The 18,214-nt window shown below is 37.5% G+C and carries 18 protein-coding genes and 1 pseudogene; 12 read left to right on the forward strand and 7 right to left on the reverse strand.

What is annotated here, in order from left to right; all coding sequences use genetic code 11:
- The coding region (locus N3F66_02275) for a hypothetical protein (GenBank protein ID MCX8122975.1) at window positions 1–182 on the forward strand (182 nt) is incomplete at its 5' end.
- A 3-nt stretch (window positions 183–185) separates the two neighbouring features.
- Here N3F66_02275 and N3F66_02280 read toward each other — a convergent pair.
- Both N3F66_02280 and bcp read right to left on the reverse strand, forming a co-directional pair.
- Window positions 186–740 carry a nitroreductase family protein gene (locus N3F66_02280; protein MCX8122976.1) on the reverse strand — a complete coding sequence of 185 codons (555 nt, stop codon included), beginning with the start codon at window positions 738–740 and terminating at the stop codon, window positions 186–188.
- A gap of 15 nt (window positions 741–755) precedes the next feature.
- The gene (gene bcp / locus N3F66_02285) at window positions 756–1,229 is read right to left on the reverse strand and encodes a thioredoxin-dependent thiol peroxidase (protein ID MCX8122977.1); all 474 of its coding nucleotides are present in this window, start codon (window positions 1,227–1,229) and stop codon (window positions 756–758) included.
- A 194-nt stretch (window positions 1,230–1,423) separates the two neighbouring features.
- Between bcp and N3F66_02290 the strand changes: the two genes are divergently transcribed.
- Together N3F66_02290 and N3F66_02295 are read left to right on the forward strand one after the other, a co-directional pair.
- Window positions 1,424–4,054, forward strand: a complete 2,631-nt coding sequence (locus tag N3F66_02290) for a gliding motility-associated C-terminal domain-containing protein (GenBank protein ID MCX8122978.1) — start codon at window positions 1,424–1,426, stop codon at window positions 4,052–4,054.
- Window position 4,055: 1 nt separating this feature from the next.
- The gene (locus tag N3F66_02295) at window positions 4,056–4,832 is read left to right on the forward strand and encodes an HAD-IIB family hydrolase (GenBank protein ID MCX8122979.1); all 777 of its coding nucleotides are present in this window, start codon (window positions 4,056–4,058) and stop codon (window positions 4,830–4,832) included.
- Here the strand turns inward: N3F66_02295 and N3F66_02300 are convergent.
- Window positions 4,817–4,957, reverse strand: a complete 141-nt coding sequence (locus tag N3F66_02300) for a hypothetical protein (protein ID MCX8122980.1) — start codon at window positions 4,955–4,957, stop codon at window positions 4,817–4,819. The genes N3F66_02295 and N3F66_02300 overlap by 16 nt on opposite strands.
- 168 nt (window positions 4,958–5,125) lie before the next feature.
- Here N3F66_02300 and N3F66_02305 point away from each other — a divergent pair, with 168 nt between their 5' ends.
- From N3F66_02305 to tgt, 8 genes are all read left to right on the forward strand, one after another.
- A complete protein-coding gene (locus tag N3F66_02305; protein MCX8122981.1) occupies window positions 5,126–8,314 on the forward strand; it encodes a PAS domain S-box protein in 3,189 nt (1,062 codons plus the stop codon).
- A gap of 85 nt (window positions 8,315–8,399) precedes the next feature.
- Window positions 8,400–9,098, forward strand: coding sequence for a M23 family metallopeptidase (locus N3F66_02310; GenBank protein ID MCX8122982.1), 699 nt, complete (start codon window positions 8,400–8,402; stop codon window positions 9,096–9,098).
- Window positions 9,098–9,583 carry an isoprenylcysteine carboxylmethyltransferase family protein gene (locus N3F66_02315; protein ID MCX8122983.1) on the forward strand — a complete coding sequence of 162 codons (486 nt, stop codon included), beginning with the start codon at window positions 9,098–9,100 and terminating at the stop codon, window positions 9,581–9,583. The genes N3F66_02310 and N3F66_02315 overlap by 1 nt, the downstream gene beginning before the upstream one ends.
- 57 nt (window positions 9,584–9,640) lie before the next feature.
- A complete protein-coding gene (locus N3F66_02320; protein MCX8122984.1) occupies window positions 9,641–10,279 on the forward strand; it encodes an oxidoreductase in 639 nt (212 codons plus the stop codon).
- Window positions 10,280–10,403: 124 nt separating this feature from the next.
- Window positions 10,404–10,880 carry a hypothetical protein gene (locus N3F66_02325; GenBank protein ID MCX8122985.1) on the forward strand — a complete coding sequence of 159 codons (477 nt, stop codon included), beginning with the start codon at window positions 10,404–10,406 and terminating at the stop codon, window positions 10,878–10,880.
- A gap of 18 nt (window positions 10,881–10,898) precedes the next feature.
- Complete coding sequence (locus N3F66_02330; protein ID MCX8122986.1) at window positions 10,899–11,510, forward strand: hypothetical protein; 612 nt, start codon at window positions 10,899–10,901, stop codon at window positions 11,508–11,510.
- Window positions 11,511–11,688: 178 nt separating this feature from the next.
- Entirely contained in the window at window positions 11,689–12,579 is an 891-nt protein-coding gene (locus tag N3F66_02335) for a 3-hydroxyacyl-CoA dehydrogenase (GenBank protein ID MCX8122987.1), read from the forward strand.
- A gap of 129 nt (window positions 12,580–12,708) precedes the next feature.
- Window positions 12,709–13,845: a tRNA guanosine(34) transglycosylase Tgt gene (gene tgt, locus N3F66_02340; GenBank protein ID MCX8122988.1), complete on the forward strand. Its 1,137-nt coding sequence runs from the start codon at window positions 12,709–12,711 to the stop codon at window positions 13,843–13,845.
- A gap of 51 nt (window positions 13,846–13,896) precedes the next feature.
- Here the strand turns inward: tgt and N3F66_02345 are convergent, their stop codons facing one another.
- From N3F66_02345 to N3F66_02360, 4 genes and pseudogenes are all read right to left on the reverse strand, one after another.
- Window positions 13,897–14,430 (reverse strand): MGMT family protein, encoded by a 534-nt coding sequence (locus N3F66_02345; protein ID MCX8122989.1) that lies wholly within the window; start codon window positions 14,428–14,430, stop codon window positions 13,897–13,899.
- Window positions 14,427–15,365 carry a bifunctional riboflavin kinase/FAD synthetase gene (locus N3F66_02350; protein MCX8122990.1) on the reverse strand — a complete coding sequence of 313 codons (939 nt, stop codon included), beginning with the start codon at window positions 15,363–15,365 and terminating at the stop codon, window positions 14,427–14,429. The genes N3F66_02345 and N3F66_02350 overlap by 4 nt, the downstream gene beginning before the upstream one ends.
- Complete coding sequence (gene aroC / locus N3F66_02355; GenBank protein ID MCX8122991.1) at window positions 15,349–16,422, reverse strand: chorismate synthase; 1,074 nt, start codon at window positions 16,420–16,422, stop codon at window positions 15,349–15,351. Before aroC ends, N3F66_02350 begins: the two co-directional genes overlap by 17 nt.
- A gap of 33 nt (window positions 16,423–16,455) precedes the next feature.
- A pseudogene (locus N3F66_02360) lies at window positions 16,456–16,956 on the reverse strand (shikimate kinase).
- A gap of 500 nt (window positions 16,957–17,456) precedes the next feature.
- Between N3F66_02360 and N3F66_02365 the strand changes: the two are divergent.
- Complete coding sequence (locus tag N3F66_02365) at window positions 17,457–18,206, forward strand: FadR family transcriptional regulator (GenBank protein MCX8122992.1); 750 nt, start codon at window positions 17,457–17,459, stop codon at window positions 18,204–18,206.
- Window positions 18,207–18,214 lie beyond the last annotated feature (8 nt).

Consider the following 18,214-nt stretch of genomic DNA (forward strand, 5'->3'; position numbering starts at 1 on the left):
AAGCAGGTAAAGTAAAAAGCCCGTTTGAGAGTTATTTTGGTGGCTCTAAGGCATATTTTGACAGTAACTATCGCCCATACTTAAAAATTACACTACACCAGTATTTCTTGCAATTGGGTGATACTTTGGAAGAATGCTGCCAAAGACTATGTGCATACTGTAGGGGTGAACTTTTGCTCTGACCCCTATCTATACACATTATGGAACGCAAACTCTTCTAATGCCTTGCGTGGCGGTCGGATTTTTTCACTTTCCTTCTGCCACTCAGTTAGATCATCGTGAATTGTAGAGTCCTTTTTGCCAATTATTATTAGGGTGATTACTGTATATTCATCTGGTATATTGCACACTTTGTGAACTTCCGCCTCATCATATCCAGCAATAGGGTGAGCCACAAGCCCAAGTTCAGTTGCCTTGAGTAAAAGCAGAGCTGTCGCCATACCTGTATCAAACTGATGATATATACGATTTTTTAGCACACAATCGTCTTTTTCCTTACTGAACACTGCAATAATCATTGAAGCTTTATGAGCCCATTCATTCCCCTTTGCCAGGGTTTTTTTTAACTCCTCAAGCTTAGTCTTTTCATATACAAATACAAAACGCCATGGCTGATTGTTATAGCATGAAGGTGCAAGTGACGCAGCCTTGGCTAGCTCTGACACCATATTTTCTGTAATAACAACTGGAACCAGTGACCTGTAAGCTCTACGATTCTCAATAGCTTCCTGTAAATTCATATATTTCCCTCCTATTTATTGTAATGATGCAAGTGTCTGCAAAACCTCATCAACATGTCCAGGTACTTTGACTTTTCGCCATACTGCTCTGACCCTGCCGTCTGGATCAATAAGAAAGGTACTGCGTTCAATTCCCATAAAGCTTTTTCCATACATACTTTTTTTCTTCCATACACCATACTCTTGGGCCACCTTGTGATCTGTATCTGACAGTAAAATAATATTAAGATTATGGGTATCATAAAACCTGCAATGGCTTTCAGGGCTATCAGGACTAATGCCAACGACAACTGCTTTATATTTCTTAAATTCATTTATACTGTTTGTGAAATCGATAGCTTCTAATGTACATCCCTGAGTGTTGTCTTTTGGATAAAAGTATAATACTACCCATTTGCCTTTAAAACTGTCACTATCAACGACCTTTTTATCTTTATCAGGAAGTTTAAATTGTGGAGCTTCTTTATTTAATAGATGATCTCTTAACATGATTTCTTCTCCTACGTACTCAGAAATTATTCATACATTTACCCGATAATCAAGTATATTCTAAAATACTAACATTTTTAAGATTTGTCAATTATAGCAAGATAAAATATATGCACTTGACAAAAAATATTTAACGTGAAATAAATGCAAAAAAATAATAAAAATAAAAATCACAATTTCACAGGAGGTAAATCGTGAGAATTTGTGCACTTATAATAAATATAATTTTGCTTTGCTCTGTCACCGCTTTACATGCTGCTTCTGATGGGACTGCATTGATGATGCTGGGTGGCAGTGCAAGCATGTTAGGAAGAGCCGACACTGGCGTTGCATACTTTGGCTCTGACACCTTCTTTCTCAATCCCTCAAGCATTGCCAAAGAAGAGAGGTTCGTTGGCTCATTTAATTTTGGCAATCTTCTTCTGGATTACTATAACCCTTCAGTTGTTGCTGGATTCCCAACCTCCTATGGTGTTATTGGCGGTGCATTCAGGATGATTTCCGGCTCTGACACCCTCAATGGATATCAATTTGTCCTTGGCGGTGCTAAAGAATTTACCAAGCGCTTGTCAATGGGAGCATCGCTATCACTGCTTTTGGGAAATGGTCCAGATTCTGGTGCATATTTTACTGGAATCAATATTGGCAGTATCTATCAAACTAAAATAAATGCAGATATTGGCAGTGGATTTGGAATATATCTCCCCAGCATTGGATTTTCAATTAATGCAGGCCTACCAATGGGTAATGACAAGGATTTTGCCGATTTAAACCAAATCACTATTGGATATACACTTCCACTGTATAAAAGAAATGATATTCAAGTAAGCCTGCTCAATGATCTTTCATTTGTACAATATGACGAACTAGCAGTCAAAGTTGGTGCTGAGGCTGTTTATAAAAATTCCTATATTGTACGCACGGGCTTCATGTCACCTGACGCCTACCACTATGCTGATTTTACATTGGGCGCTGGCTACAGGCTGACAGGCCAGGAATATCAAGCTGAATTCAATTATGCTCTGGTACATTATAAAAAGACTGATTTTGTCCATTATGTTGGCACTCAAATCCGGTATGGCAAATTGGATAAGGAGCCGCCCCAAACTAGCATAAAAGCAAGCGAACGATACATATCCCCCAATACTGATGGTGTACAGGATTTTGTTCTGTTTAATCTTACTGTTAGCGATACAAGTAAGATTGGTGGCTGGCGATTACAGATCAAAAATGATGCTGGCACAGTCGTTAAAGAATATAGGGTAAGCGATAGAGATGTGGAAGAATCCCTGACATTGAAAACATTTATACAGAAGATATGGACACCAAGGGAATCAGCTGTGGTTCCAGAAACAATATTTTGGGATGGCACTGATGCAAATTCTAATATATTGCCTGATGGTGATTACGTGTACGCATTCATGGCATGGGATGAGCGCGACAACATATCGCCAGAGGTTACTGGTGTAGTTACTATCGACAATACTGCCCCGGCGGTAGAACTGACGGTAGAGGATAGATTCTTTTCTCCTAACAACGATGGCCGCAAAGATACATTAAAAATAATTCAGGCAATAAAAACACAGAGTAATGACATGTGGCAGGCTTCTTTTGTAGATAAATCCGGTAAAATAGTGAAAAGGTATAGCTGGCAGGGAACTGATGTCCCTAAAGCATTAATATGGGATGGTAAAGATGATGCTGGCAATGATGTTCCTGAGGGTTTATATACCTACCAGATTCAGTGTACCGACAATGCTGGGAATAAAGCAAACGCTTTAGTCCGCGAAATCAGTTTAACCCGACAATACCAAACAGTGGATATCAGTGCTTCATTAGAATATTTTTCTTACTCGTTACACAATACAATAACATTTACCCCATCAGTCTCTGACACTAAAGACCTTGTGAAATGGCAATTTGTTATTACTAATGAAAAAGACAAGCCAGTATATCAGCTAGAAGGTCAAACGGTGCCAAAAACAATTACATGGGACTGTAAGGATAATAAAGGTCAAAAATTAAATGATGGCATCTACCGCTATAGATTCACGGCAGAATATTTAAGCGGTAACAACCCTCAGTCTTTTGTTAAATCATTTATACTGGATAGTACACCGCCTGATGTTGACCTTGCATATGAACCAAAACTGTTTTCACCTGATGGCGACGGTGAAAATGATATTCTTACCATAACCCCTTCCATTAACGATAATGTGGGAGTTAAAAATTGGGAAATAACAATCTATGCACCCGCAGGGTATGTATTCAAAACATTTAAAGGCACAGATGTCCCAACCGAACTTAAATGGGACGGCATCGGTATAAACAATGAACTGGTTGAATCTGCTGCGGATTATTTTGTTGAGCTATCGGCCACCGATATAACTGGCAATACTGCAAAAACAAAACGCATTAAGCTGCCTATCGATGTACTTGTAATGGTAACAGAGCGCGGCTTGAAAATCCGCATCAGCAATATTGAATTTGCATTTGACAGCGCAAAACTAACAGGGAAAGCATTTCCAATTTTGAACAGAGTTACAGAAATCCTTAATAAATACGAAAAATACAATGTTCTGATTGAGGGCCACACTGATGACATTGGCGAAGAACAGTATAATCTGAAGCTTTCTGAAGCGCGGGCAAAATCAGTACTGGATTATCTAATCAGTAAGGGTATTGATAAAAAGCGTTTATCTTCGCGGGGCCTGGGTGAATCATCACCATTTATGCCCAACACCAGCGTAGAAAACAGAAGGCGTAACCGACGTGTTGAATTTTTACTTATCAAGCCTGAAGAAATAATGCAGGATAAAAGGTAATATGAACAGTCATCCCATCATCTTTTGTGATATTGATGGGACAATTCTTGATTTAAATACATACTCATATGATGTATCCCTGCCGGCAATACAAAAGCTTGCCAGCAGGGATATTCCTCTCATACTTGTATCAAGTAAAACATACATTGAGATGCGTAAGCTACACACAAAACTATCGCTCAAATGGCCATTTATTTTTGAAAACGGCGCTGGCATAGCCCATCCTGACGGTACGTACTCACTATTAGGAAAAAAGCAACATGAACTTATAGGCTACAAATCAATTGTGCACAAGCATTTTAACCACCTACGATGGGCCGACAGCATGTCAATTCAGGAACTATCGCAGTATACAGGATTATCGCATGCTGATGTAAAAGACATGATGTCCCGCACAGCATCAGTGCTGTTTCTTTCAGATGACAATGTCAATATTTACACAATCAACGATACACTAAAACAGTATGGCATTGCAATAACAACTGGTGGGAAATTTTTTACATTAATTGACAGTTCTGTTAACAAGGGAACTGCAATACAAATAGCAAAAGAATCATTCAGTGCAACTGTCCCTTCAATCTTTTCCTATGCTGTTGGTGATGGATTAAACGATTGCGAAATGTTCAATGCAGTTGATGAAGCATATTTTGTAGGGACACAGGAAGTGTATCTCTCTATTCAAAACCACTGTTCACATGTACATAAGACAAAACAGCAGGGGCCCGCTGGTTTTGTGGAAGTGGTAGAATATATACTTACTCTTCATTCAGTTTTTTGAACATTCTGTTCAACGTATGTTTCAAATTCTTCACGTGACATTTTGTCTTTGTACAACTGCCACATCACTTCTTTCAGTTCTTCAAGTGTCTCAAATTTTGCGCCATCAAGCTTAAAGTGTGCCATACTACAACTTCCCTTTTATTGATATTTCATTTTTTATACCATTCTATGAAAACGGCAGCCTGTGTCAATGGATATTTTACCACATAATATACTGTTGACAAAAAACATATCAAAATTTACTTGAATTAGTCTTGCTGTACTGTTATTGTAATTAGCATGAGGTTATTTGTGGGTAATAGCTTACTGTTATCTTCAATAGTACTATTATGTTGTGCGATAGCAACCGGTGCCGTTGCTGAAGCATTAGTTATTGATGACAATTTTGAATTTGCTGAAGCAGGCCCGTATGTGCAATACCTTACTGATGTACCACTTCATACAACAATTGATGAAATTGTAACCCGTTACAAAAACAAAGAATTTACCCATTCCACCGCTCTGCATCCGTCTTTTGGATACTCACAATATTGCGTATGGATTGCATTTACTGTTAAAAATAAATCCATGAACACTGTATCATTACTTTTTGAGTATGATTACCCCATTATAGATGACATAACATTATTTATTCCTGATACACCCTTTAAAGCCATTCAGACAGGCGACAGGTATCCATTTGTAACACGCCCTATCCCCTACCGGTCATTCGTGTTTCCTGTTAACCAAAGACCAGGGCTTACTACATATTTTTTACGTATTCGCTCCGAGGGTTCATTAGTTGCACCTTTAAAACTGTGGTCACCCCATGCATTTGAACACATGCGTAATAGTACTCTTCCGCTTATCTGGATGCATTATGGGCTTATGCTAGCATTATTTTTCTACAATATGTTTTTATTCGCTACTGTGCGTGAAAAAAGCTTTTTATTTGTATCAATGTTTATTATTGGTGTGACTCTTTTTGCAATGGCAAATAACGGCATAGCAGCACAATATCTATGGCCTTCTTCAACCTGGTGGGGAAATATCTGCCATCCATTTTTTGTATTCTTTGCAATGGTAGGAATTTTACTTTTTACTCGTGAATTTTTATCACTGCACATTTACATCTCACGCCTTGATAAATTTATTCTCTATCTTGCAGGCATTACAACCCTGTGCTGTGTTCTTCCGTTTATTCTTCCATATTATTATGTTACACAGCTATCGGTGCTTATGGCAGCCATAGGCTCGTGTGTAGTTATCATAACTGGTATTATTGCCCAGATAAAAAAAATCAGAGAAGCAATTTTTTACAATATTGCAACCATAAGCTTTGTAACAGGTGTATTGCTTATTGGACTGCGTTCCTTTGGAGTGCTTGGCGACAATTTCTTTACAGCCTGGGGATACCAATTAGGCTCTTCTGCTATGATAATACTCTTTTCGCTGGGCATTGCAGATAAAGTAAACACCTGGCGCAGGGAAAAAGAGCGTGCTCTATCGCGGCTGGCAACATCAGAAACCAGATACCGCACCCTGGTTGAAAATGCCCACGATGGCATTATCCTTGTCCAAAATGGTACAATAATCTATGCTAATGCAGCCTTTGCTCGTATAATGGGCTACTCCATTGAAGAACTTACTGGCATGCCCATTGAATCAATTATAGCTCCTACACCATTAGGGCAAGAGGTAATCATACAATACAACAATAGATTACACCAACGCCAGGCAAAACTCCAGTACGAAGCTCAACTGAAACGCAAGACAGGAACAATCGTAGATGTATTAATCTCGGCTCAACTTGTAGCGCTTGATGGCATTCCCACCAGCATTGCCATAATCACCGATATAAGTGCGTTGAAGGAAGCCTATGATACAATACAGCAGCAATATGAAGAAATACAATCACAATATGAAGAACTGGAAGCAATAAATGAAGAAATGGCACGTACACATTATGAGTTATTTGACACAACCAATAAACTAGCGGAAGAGAAGGAGCGGTTGCAGGCAACATTGCATTCTATCTATGATGCTGTTATAGCAACCGATTTACACGGAACCATTATTTTAACCAATGAACGTGCAGAAAATTTAACCGGAAAAACATTTCAAGAGTTACAGGGCAAGCCATTTAATCAAGTCTTTTCATTCAAATATATGACTACAAAAGAGGATTTTAAAGATCCGGTGGAAACTATTTTGCAACACGGGAAGCTTGATACCAGTGGTATTGCGCTAAGCCTTCAAACATCAGAAAAGAATATTATTGTTGAATTGTCGGGCGCTCCAATTTATGTTGAAGGTAAACGTATCGGCACGGTTATTGTGGTGCACGATATTACTGATCAGTACTTTCTTGAAAAGGAAATACAAAAAATCAGCAAGCTTGAATCTCTCAGCATTTTAGCAGGTGGTATTGCACATGATTTTAACAATTTATTGACCTCTGTAATTGGCAATTTATCAATATTAAAAGTAAAATTGGGCGATAGCTCCGATAATCAGAAATATATTGAACGGATTGAAAACGCAGCACAAAGGGCAGCCGACCTGACCAAGCAATTACTCACCTTTTCAAAAGGTGGTGAACCAATAAAAGAAGTTGCATCTTTGGAACAGATAATTCATGATACCGCCCAATTTACGCTCTCAGGCTCCAACGTACGGTGCGATATAGCCATTGACCATGATTTATGGAATTGTGAGATAGATGTAGGGCAAATAAGCCAGGTATTCCACAATCTCATTTTAAACGCTGCGCAATCAATGCCTCACGGTGGCACAATTTCTATCACTGCCCACAACTATATTTACGATGGCTCTGAGCAAAAGCCACTGCTTGCAGGCAAGTACATCAAAATTTCAATTAAAGATCAGGGTGTAGGCATCCCAAAAGAAAATATCTCAAAAATATTTGATCCTTTTTTTACCACAAAAGCAACCGGTAGTGGCCTTGGCCTTGCAACCAGTTACTCAATAATAAAGCGCCATGGTGGCTACATAGAGGTAAATTCCGAGATTGGCAAAGGCTCCGAATTTATTATCTACTTGCACGCCACAGACAAACAATCACATCACAAAGGGGAATCACCTTTACAGGTATCATCTGCTGAGGGGAGGATACTTTTAATGGATGATGATTTCACAATCTATGAAGTTGCGTCACACATGCTCGAAATATACGGATTTAGTGTTGACTGGGTTGAAAATGGCGAAAAGGCAATTGCAAAATACAGAGAATCTATTGGCAAGGGTACTCCCTACGATATAATCATTATGGATTTAACAGTCCCCGGTGCAATGGGCGGAGCTCAGGCTGTACAGGAGATTCTTGAGATCAACCCTAATGCAAAAGTTATCGTTTCCAGCGGATATTCCAATGACCCCATCATGTCCCACTATCACGAATACGGATTTAAAGGAGTTATCGCTAAGCCCTACAATATAGCAGAAATAATAAAAGTCATAAACCAAGTCCTGGCACAATAAGTTTTTTCATCCTACTATCCGATTATAACACTGTATAGTGAAGGAGTGTTGTAGTATAAGTTTAATAAGGAGCATCAATGCAAATATGAAAAAACATGTGATTTTGATTATACTGCTTATCATGCTTGTAAATATACAGGCCACAGTTGTCACACAAAAACATACTGATACTGAAAGGGTTAAAAACCAACATGAAGCTGATATTGAAAAAAAGGAAGCTTTAAAAAAGAGAATGTATGAGTTAATGGATGAAATTAATTCACATGTTGACGGAAAGGCAAAATTAATCATACCTGTTGAACCGGATAAAGCTACAGATGTTATAGACCACGATGAATATGCAAAGAAAGAAAAGGCACCTGAAAAAAAACATACCCCAGCAAAGAAAAAAGATGAAGCTTTCATTGCACCAGCCCAAGGAAAAATGACAAGCAAATACGGATACAGGGAAAACCCGGTCACTAAAAAATATTCATTCCATAAGGGAATTGACATAGCAGCACCAAAGGGGAGTAAAGTGGTTGCAAGTGCAAGTGGCACAATAGTTACATCTGTCTACATGAACAATGGTTATGGTAACTGTATTATCATTGAACATGCCAATGATATAAAAACACTATATGCACATCTGGAAAAAAGGATAGTTAAAGCAGGCGATATCGTTTCCCAGGGTCAACAGATAGGAACTGTAGGAGCAACAGGAAGAGCAACTGGCCCGCATCTCCACTATGAAGTGTATAAGGGAAAAAATTCTATAAATCCTCAAGAGTTGGTTCATTACTAATGATCCTGAAATTTATAATTACTATCACAGGATTTTTTTTCTGGATAGTGCTTTTACCAGTTACTATCGCATATATTTCATTTTATGTAACATATACACATTATACTTTACCTCCAATAACGTTTTGTAGTACCGGCATTGCATTGTCTGTTAGTGGTCTATTAATTTCTTTATGGGCAGTAGTATCATTAATTGTACTTGGAAAAGGTACACCAATTCCAATGTATGGGCCACAAAAACTTATTATTTCAGGACCGTATAGATTTTGTCGCAATCCCATGACGTTGGGATTGCTGCTATACTACATCGGAGCGGGGATGATAATATATAATTTGATTGCTGCTATACTATTAATTGCCATAGCTATTGCTCACATGATCTACGATAAGTATTATGAGGAAAGAGAACTTATACACAAATTTGGCGACGAGTATATTCATTACAAAAAAATCACACCCTTTATTGTGCCAAAGCTTTTAAAATAATAAAAAATTATTTTCATTTTTGTTGACTTTATCAAACATTTATATTTCATTACTTTTATGTGCAGGAAAGCGTGTGTACTTGGAGCAACCGGTCTGGTAGGTTCAAAGCTCCTTTCGTTACTTATTGATGATCCATATTATACTAGTATTAATATTATAACACGCCGCAAGATTTCACTGGAGGCTAAAAACATTATTCAATATATAGCTGATTTTAATACTATAGAAACTTTTGCTAATGCATTTGCTGTTGATGATATTTATTGCTGCCTTGGTACAACAATGAAAAAAGCAGGCTCAAAAGAAGCTTTCAAGCAGGTTGATTATCATTATGTAGCGAAAGCAGCACAATTAGCTTATTCACAAGGAGCAAAACAATTTCTTGTAGTCAGTGCTGTTGGTGCAAACCCACATTCACTTTTTTTTTATAACAGAATTAAAGGCCTTATGGAAAAAGACGTTGCATCAATTCCATTTGAGGCTGTGCATATATTCAGGCCCTCACTTTTACTGGGACAAAGGGAAGAATCACGTTTTCTTGAAGATATCGCTCAGCGATGTGCAAAACCTTTTAGCTATATACTGAAAGGGCCTCTAAGAAAATATGCACCAGTGGATGCAATGCACGTTGCACACTCTATGATACATGCAGCTAAAACACACACAAATGGTGTGCACATTCATGAGGCATTTTAAGGCGATAGCTTTAAAAAATTAGGCTATTGCTGTATATAATGAATTAACACACTTTATTACACCTTGACATCTCTTTTTTGCCAACCTGTATAAAGTGTATAATCATACCCAAAGGAGGTTATGTATGTATCGCAAATTATTTACTATTGCGATTGTTGTATGTTTTACCGTCCCGTTTATTGCATTTGCCCTTGATGATGCTCATTTCATCCAGGATGATGACTACTTTATTTCCAAACAGCCCTACAAACAAGGATGGATATATGTAGAGTTGGCTAAAATGGTACAGCCGCCAAAACCGGAAACAAAAAATGAGGCCCAGTTCATGACAGTACGAGAAGGTCAGGAGTGGTGGACTAAATATTTCTGGAAAACTAAAGTAGCAACTGTAGCGGAATGCAAAGTTGGGACTGTAGTTATTTGTTTTAATGATAACATAAAAGATGACGTATACCATGCACCTGAGGATAAGGACAATGCACGATACGGTTCATGGTTTATGGCAAGGATAACTGATATGTCCGACCTATATAAAGGCTACCTGACAGTATCAGGAGGATACAAAATTGATAAAGAAAATATTCGCATTACAATAAAATAACATCAAGGAGCAATAATTATGAAAAAAATTATGATCATTTGTGTAGCCGTGCTATTTGTAGCAGTCATTTCCGGATGTAAAAGTGATACCGGAAATTATTTCAGCGATACAATAAAAGGGAGAGTAACTGATGCAGCGCTGGATAGTTTAACAACTAAATCTACTGACACCAAATCAACACAGAAATCAAAATCCACCGGCGACTATGTCCCATCCGATGCTGATGCCCACTATATTCAGCCATCTGATTATTTTATTGCCGATAGAGAATTTCCCAACCAGGGATGGATTTATGTGTACATTGCAAAAGTGGTTACTCCACCTTCAACTCAAACTAAAAATGAAGGCCAATTTATGAAGGTTCAGGATGGTAAGGAAATCTGGACTAAATATCACTGGAAATCACGTATTGCAACAAGTTCTGATATTAAAATTGGAGCCATTGTAATCATTTTTGATGGCAATTATCAAAATAATATAGCTATGCCACCAAAGAATAAAGATGAAGCACGGGCTGAAAACTGGTTTATGGCAAAGATAACTGACACTACAGACCTTTATAAAGGCTACGTTACCGTATCAGGTGGCTATAAGGTAAGTGTTGACAATTTACGGATGCCTTTAAAATAACTACAGTTAAAAACAACATACTATCTTGTTGCACAATCATCAATAAAAGGGGCATAATGCCCCTTTTGTTTTCATTCACCATAATAATACTTGACGAACATTTACACTACTCTGCCATTTCCTTTTATAAAACATTTATTATTCGATAGTTACTTATATATAATCAATGGAGGATTGTATGGATGCCACAAACATCAAAACTGTATTAATTATTGGTTCCGGCACTATGGGACAGCAGATTGGCTTTTTATGTGCTCTTCATGGCTGTTCTGTTCACATGTATGATATAAGCGATGAAATCCTCAACAATGCACAGAGAAGATTAGAACGCTTAGCCCAATGGTTTGAGAATAATAATGTTACTACTGCAAAAGATGCTCTGTCAAAAATTCATTATTTCACTGAACCTAAACAAGCCGCAAAAGATGTAGATTTTGTAAGTGAATCTGTACCTGAAGATCCAAAGTTAAAAGCAAAGGTTTTTGCAATCTTCAACACTTTATGTCCTGAACATGCAATTTTTACCACCAACACATCTTCACTTATACCTTCACAGATTGCACAGGAAACAGGAAGGCCAGAAAAATTTTTAGCATTTCATTTCCATGATGTCAGGATGACAAAGATTGTTGATATAATGCCACATCCCGGCACAAGTGAAGAAGCTACACAGGTTACTATCGCCTTTGCAAAAAGGCTAAATCAAATACCAATTGTTCTTAAAAAAGAAAATTATGGCTATGTATTCAATACCATGCTTATGACATTGATAAGCTCTGCATTGACGCTTGCTGCAAATGAGGTAGCCAACATACGTGATATTGATAGAAGTTTTATGGGTGTTATGCATACTGCTATAGGGCCTTTTGGCATAATGGATAGCATAGGTCTTGATACTGTGTACAAAGTAACTAAGTACTGGGCAGACTTATTAAATGACGCTCAGGGTAAAAAGAATGCAGATTTTTTAAAAACATACATTGATAAGGGCTTGTTAGGTACAAAAACTGGAGAAGGATTTTACAAATATCCTCACCCAGATTTTTCAAAACCTGAATTTCTTGAATAATTGTGCTTCAATGTTTACTAACACCTAAATAATCTGATTGCCCAAATATTTATTGTTGTACAATTATTTTACCTATATTATATTCTGTTTCACATTTTCCATGTTTGCATATTAATAGCAGGATACCACATGCGTTTTGAAATTATAAAGAAAGATAGCACAACCCATGCTCGATTAGGTATGTTATTTACCCCTCATGGTATAGTTCGTACACCTGTATTTATGCCAGTAGCTACAAGAGCAGCTATACGCGCTCTCACCATTCGTGACATTGAAGAAATAGGCTTTGAAATAATCTTATCAAATACTTACCACATGTACATTCGCCCGGGGATTGAATTGCTTGCACAGGCTGGTGGATTACATGCCTTTATGAACTATCATAAACCCATATTAACAGATTCGGGTGGTTTTCAGGTTTTTTCTCTGGCGGATCTGCGAAAAGTGCATGATGAAGGTGTAGAATTTAAATCTCACATTGATGGCTCCAAACATTTTTTCAGCCCACAGAAAGTGCTCGATATACAAAAAATTATTGGCTCGGATATTATGATGGTGCTTGATGAATGTGTGGAATATCCCGCATCGTACCATATCTCAAAAAAGGCAGTTGAAAGGACTATACACTGGGCAACAGTTTCGTATAACTACTGGCATAGCAATTTTGATACTGATAGGCAAGCACTTTTTGCTATTGTACAGGGAAGCACATACCCGGATTTGAGAAAATTATGCACCGAAGCACTGCTAGAACATGACTTTTCAGGATATGCTATTGGTGGTCTTTCTGTTGGTGAACCAAAAGCAGATTATGCCCAGATAACAGCTATGACTGTGCCTCTGTTACCCTGGAATAAACCCCGATATATGATGGGTGTTGGCAGCCCCTTAGAGATACTAGAAGCAATACAACATGGTGTGGACATGTTTGACTGTGTGATGCCAACAAGAATTGCCCGCAATGGAACACTGTTTACTTCAAAAGGAAGAGTCAATATTAAATCCGGTATATATGCACGTGATTTTAGCCCATTGGATGAAGATTGTCAGTGCTATGTATGCCAAACGTTCACCAAAGCATATTTGCGGCATATCTACAAGATGAATGAGATAGCAGCATTAATTTATAATACTTACCATAATCTTTTTTTTATGAAGAAATTTATAGAAAGTATACAGAAAAGCATACAGGAAGATACATTTTTGCAAGAATATAAAAAATGGGAAGCGATATATAAAAATAACGATGTAAACATTAAATCATAATGTGGAAAACTTTAATAAATTCAAATACGCAGCATATAATTAATACTTTTTTCAAGATTTCCCTGCTGCTATTTTCTCAAAATTTAGCAAAAACTTCTTTATATCTTCCCCTCCACTGTAGTTTCCAACACTGCCATTGCTTCGTATAACCCTGTGACAGGGATACACAACAGGAAACATATTCTTTGCCATTACATTGCCAACAAATCGTGCAGCACCTGCAAATCCACACTGCTGTGCCAGTGCACCATACGAAATCGTTGTGCCACTAGTTACCCTCAACAATTCCCGTAAAACGATCTGTTCTTTTTGTGTATAAAGTGAAAGATCACATGGTGGGGGTTTAAGAAATATTTTTTTTGTATATTTTTCCAAATAGTCAATTGCTTCAAGAATTACCGGAGTTATCCCTTTTTGTACTGTAGTGTTAATAATCTTCACTAAATCTTTTTCTTGGTAACTATCGAACACAATTGTTTTTAATAATTTTTCATTGCCAACTATATACATTTTGAAATGAAAAAAATTAAATGGAGTATACGTTGAATCTTTAAGATAATCACGCATATCTACCAAAGCGTTCATTTCAAACACTCAGATAATATTTTTTTTGATACAATTTTATCATTTTGCAGCTGGTCCTTTAGTTCAGCAACTGAGTTAAAGCGTTTTTCATCACGGATTCGCTCTATAAAATGTACTTGGATAGATTTTCCATAAATGTCATCATCAAAATCAAATATATGAACCTCTATTGTCCGCTCGGTATTTTCAAATGTAGGATTATTGCCAATATTGAGCATGCCATTAAATAATTTCCCCTCTACACCTACCTTTACTGCATATACTCCATCTTTTGGTATAATCTTATCCAAATCATCCGGGATAATATTGGCTGTGGGAAATCCCAAAAGCCTTCCCCGCATGTGCCCCTTCATCACCGTACCGCTAAGCGTATATGTTCTTCCTAAAAGCATATTTGCCATGGCAATATTACCATCCTCTATTTCAGTGCGTATCCAAGATGAAGAAACAGGGCGCGATTGAATACACACTGGCTCAACTCGCTCAACAATAAACCCTTCACGCAATGCCAATTCTTTCAAAAATTCAAAATCCCCCTGTCTGCCTTTACCAAATGCATGATCATACCCCACCACAATATGCGCTTTACCAATATGGTAAAATACAATCTTATATAAAAATTCTTCTGCTGTTAACGATGCAATCTCTTGCGTAAAAGGCATCATAACAATATTAGTGATACCAGCATGCTCAATTGCATGAATTTTTTCAGTTGCTGTAGTTAATATTTTAGGTGGTGTGTGAGGTGTTAAAAGTTTACGTGGATGCTCGCTGAATGTAAAGACCACCGGTTGACCATTAATTGAATTTGCAAGGGCAAGCATACGGTTAAATATTGCCCTGTGCCCCATATGCACGCCGTCAAAGCTGCCAATAGTTATTACAGGATTTTCAAAAACCTCGTCACACTCAGATAAATTATACAGTACCGTCATAGCGTCCTATCTTCTCCTGAAGTAACCATGCATCGTATAATACCAGAGCAACCATTGCCTCTACAACAGGAATTATTCGTGGTACAATGCATGGATCATGCCTGCCTTTAACCACCACATCAACAGTATTACCATGTATGTCCATTGTTTTTTGTGTTTGTGCTATTGATGGCGTTGGTTTTACCGCAATACGCATCACTACATCCTGCCCTGTTGATATGCCACCCAGAATACCACCTGCATGATTGGTCAAAAATTTTCCATCACTCATCTGGTCATTATTTTGGCTTCCCTTTTTTTGTGCAGCAGCAAAACCGCTACCAAACTCAACACCTTTGACTGCACCAATAGACATAACGGCCATTGCAAGACGTGCATCCAATTTATAGAATACTGGATCACCCAACCCTGCAGGCAAACCAGTAACAACACACGTAACAATCCCCCCAACAGAATCATGTTCCGCTTGAGCTTGCTGTATAGCCTGTTCCATTACATGCGCCTTATCCGGGTCTGCTGCCCGCACCGGGTTTTTTTCAATAAAATTGATATCTACTTTCTCACCTTTTACACCCGCAATCTCCTCGGCATATGCTATCACTCTCACACCTTTTTCCTGTAACATTTTGAGGGCGATAGCTCCTGCAGCAACCCTTGCCACTGTTTCACGCCCTGACGACCTTCCACCACCTCGGTAATCTCTTATGCCAAATTTTTTCCAAAAAGTAAAATCAGCATGTCCCGGCCTAAATATATCTTTTATAGCACTATATGCGTCAGAATCCTGATCTTTATTATACACTATCATGCATAGTGGTGTTCCTGTTGTTTTACCTTCAAACACACCGGACACAATTTCAACACGGTCGGCTTCTTTTCGTTGTGTGCTCACTACACTTTGCCCGGGTTTACGGCGATCAAGCTGTTGCTGGATGTCGTCAGTGGATATTGGTATTCCTGGAGCCAATCCATCCACTACAGCCCCCAATGCTTTCCCGTGACTCTCACCAAAAGTTGTTACTCTGAGCACCTGCCCAAACGTGTTGGGAGCCCACATCCATTGAGAAAGCACAAAAGAAATTTGCTGTATTAAGTCTTCATGCACAGATTGTTCATTTTCTTTAGTTACAGTATAGACGATATCACTTATGTGTTCAACTGCTTCATACAGTTTCTCTACCCTCTGACTATATAAAGCATAAGCATCACTGCCCTGCAGAAATGGTGGGATTCCAGTTACCTTCATCCTTTCCCACAAAAAGTCAAGCTCTGCCTTTAATAGGATAATAATACTTTCTTTTCTTAATACAATTCTGTTCTCAGGATAAAGCATCGCACCGCCACCAGTAGTTACCACACACCAGTCATGCAATGCTGCTTTCTTTACTGCCTCTTTTTCCAGATCTCTAAAAAATGGCTCACCAAATTCTTTTGCAATTTCCCTGCAGCTTTTTTTTACAGAGTGTTTTTCTTCAAAAATAGATTCAATTATATCATCTGTTTCAAAAAAAGGTATATGTAAACGTTCAGCTATTTTTTTACCAGTAGTTGATTTTCCTACACCTTTGGGGCCGGTAATAATTATCTTCATTGTCTATATGCTTCCCTCACTAAAAAAAGTTCATATTAGTGTATCAATCACTACAGTGTACATAATCAAACAAGTCAATTAAAACTTTTTTACACTTGAATAATTATATAATCAATATCCCATAAACTAAAAAAAGTATACAGCTACCACAGCAAACATTACACTTTTCACGTAAACACATAGACAATTACATTAACTTTGATACTTAAAATATCTATGATGTCATTTAAGAATATTACACTTGACATATATATTGACTGACAATAAATCAAATCACATTTTTTTTAGATTGTTTGTATAGTAATGATATAATAATACAATAATTTTCTTGTTCTTTTAATTATATTAATTTGTATAAATTACTCAATGAATTTGCAATATTAATCTTGTTGACATAATATACATAATATTATATTATGTATTACGATATTACCAATATACACTTTTCTAAAAATAACATATTTTACTAATAATATAACAAACAAAAGGAGAATCAATTCATGGCATCACGAAACAAAGGCATTCAATTGATGATTAACAAAATTGAAAAAGCTCCTGATATTCCAAGCATGGTGGTTTCTCAAATAATAGAACTTATTTCTTCAGGTGTACTTAAACCCGGCGATAGACTCCCTTCAGAACTTGAAATGACACGCCGATTTGGCATAAGCCGTATATCCTTACGGGAAGCGATGAAATTACTGGAAGCTAAAGGTTACATTGAATCTCAGGGAAGAAAAGGGAAATACGTAAAATCAGTAGTTGATGATGCAATTAAAACTCCTATAGAAGGCTTAATTCAAATTGATCATAAAAAAATATGGGAGTTACTGGAAGTACGTCGCATAATTGATGCTGAAGCTGCAGCGCTGGCAGCACTACGAGCAAATGAGGAGCAGCGGCGAAAGCTCAATTCATTCAGGACGCAGATTGAACTTATGGGTGTTGAAAACCTTATACAAAAACGCGAAGGCGGTAAATTCTATGCTCAATTTTATAATCATCTGTACGAAGCAACAAATAATACTATCTTTGCTCACATCCTCAATGCAATTTCAACAATACTACGCGGTGTACTTCCTTACAGCCGTGAAAAATTAGCCAGAGTAAAAAACACATCACAAGATATCTATGAACACCATATTAAGATTCTTGATGCGATAAATTCACATAAACCCGATCTTGCACGTGAAGCTGTGGTTGAACACATTGATTATTTAGAAAGAACACTAAAAAAGATACTTAAATAGTATTTTCG

The organism is Spirochaetota bacterium, from assembly GCA_026414805.1.
In the GTDB taxonomy this organism is placed as follows: Bacteria; Spirochaetota; UBA4802; order UBA4802; family UB4802; genus UBA4802.

Coding starts and splice junctions, on each gene's coding strand:
- N3F66_02325 (MCX8122985.1), top strand. CDS start 10,404: ATGTATCGCAAATTATTTACTATTGCGATTGTTGTATGTTTTACCGTC.
- N3F66_02350 (MCX8122990.1), bottom strand. CDS start 15,365: ATGACGGTACTGTATAATTTATCTGAGTGTGACGAGGTTTTTGAAAAT.
- tgt (MCX8122988.1), top strand. CDS start 12,709: ATGCGTTTTGAAATTATAAAGAAAGATAGCACAACCCATGCTCGATTA.
- bcp (MCX8122977.1), bottom strand. CDS start 1,229: ATGTTAAGAGATCATCTATTAAATAAAGAAGCTCCACAATTTAAACTT.
- N3F66_02295 (MCX8122979.1), top strand. CDS start 4,056: ATGAACAGTCATCCCATCATCTTTTGTGATATTGATGGGACAATTCTT.
- N3F66_02335 (MCX8122987.1), top strand. CDS start 11,689: ATGGATGCCACAAACATCAAAACTGTATTAATTATTGGTTCCGGCACT.
- N3F66_02345 (MCX8122989.1), bottom strand. CDS start 14,430: ATGAACGCTTTGGTAGATATGCGTGATTATCTTAAAGATTCAACGTAT.
- N3F66_02330 (MCX8122986.1), top strand. CDS start 10,899: ATGAAAAAAATTATGATCATTTGTGTAGCCGTGCTATTTGTAGCAGTC.
- N3F66_02300 (MCX8122980.1), bottom strand. CDS start 4,957: ATGGCACACTTTAAGCTTGATGGCGCAAAATTTGAGACACTTGAAGAA.
- N3F66_02365 (MCX8122992.1), top strand. CDS start 17,457: ATGGCATCACGAAACAAAGGCATTCAATTGATGATTAACAAAATTGAA.
- N3F66_02280 (MCX8122976.1), bottom strand. CDS start 740: ATGAATTTACAGGAAGCTATTGAGAATCGTAGAGCTTACAGGTCACTG.
- N3F66_02320 (MCX8122984.1), top strand. CDS start 9,641: ATGTGCAGGAAAGCGTGTGTACTTGGAGCAACCGGTCTGGTAGGTTCA.
- N3F66_02315 (MCX8122983.1), top strand. CDS start 9,098: ATGATCCTGAAATTTATAATTACTATCACAGGATTTTTTTTCTGGATA.
- N3F66_02310 (MCX8122982.1), top strand. CDS start 8,400: ATGAAAAAACATGTGATTTTGATTATACTGCTTATCATGCTTGTAAAT.
- aroC (MCX8122991.1), bottom strand. CDS start 16,422: ATGTGGGCTCCCAACACGTTTGGGCAGGTGCTCAGAGTAACAACTTTT.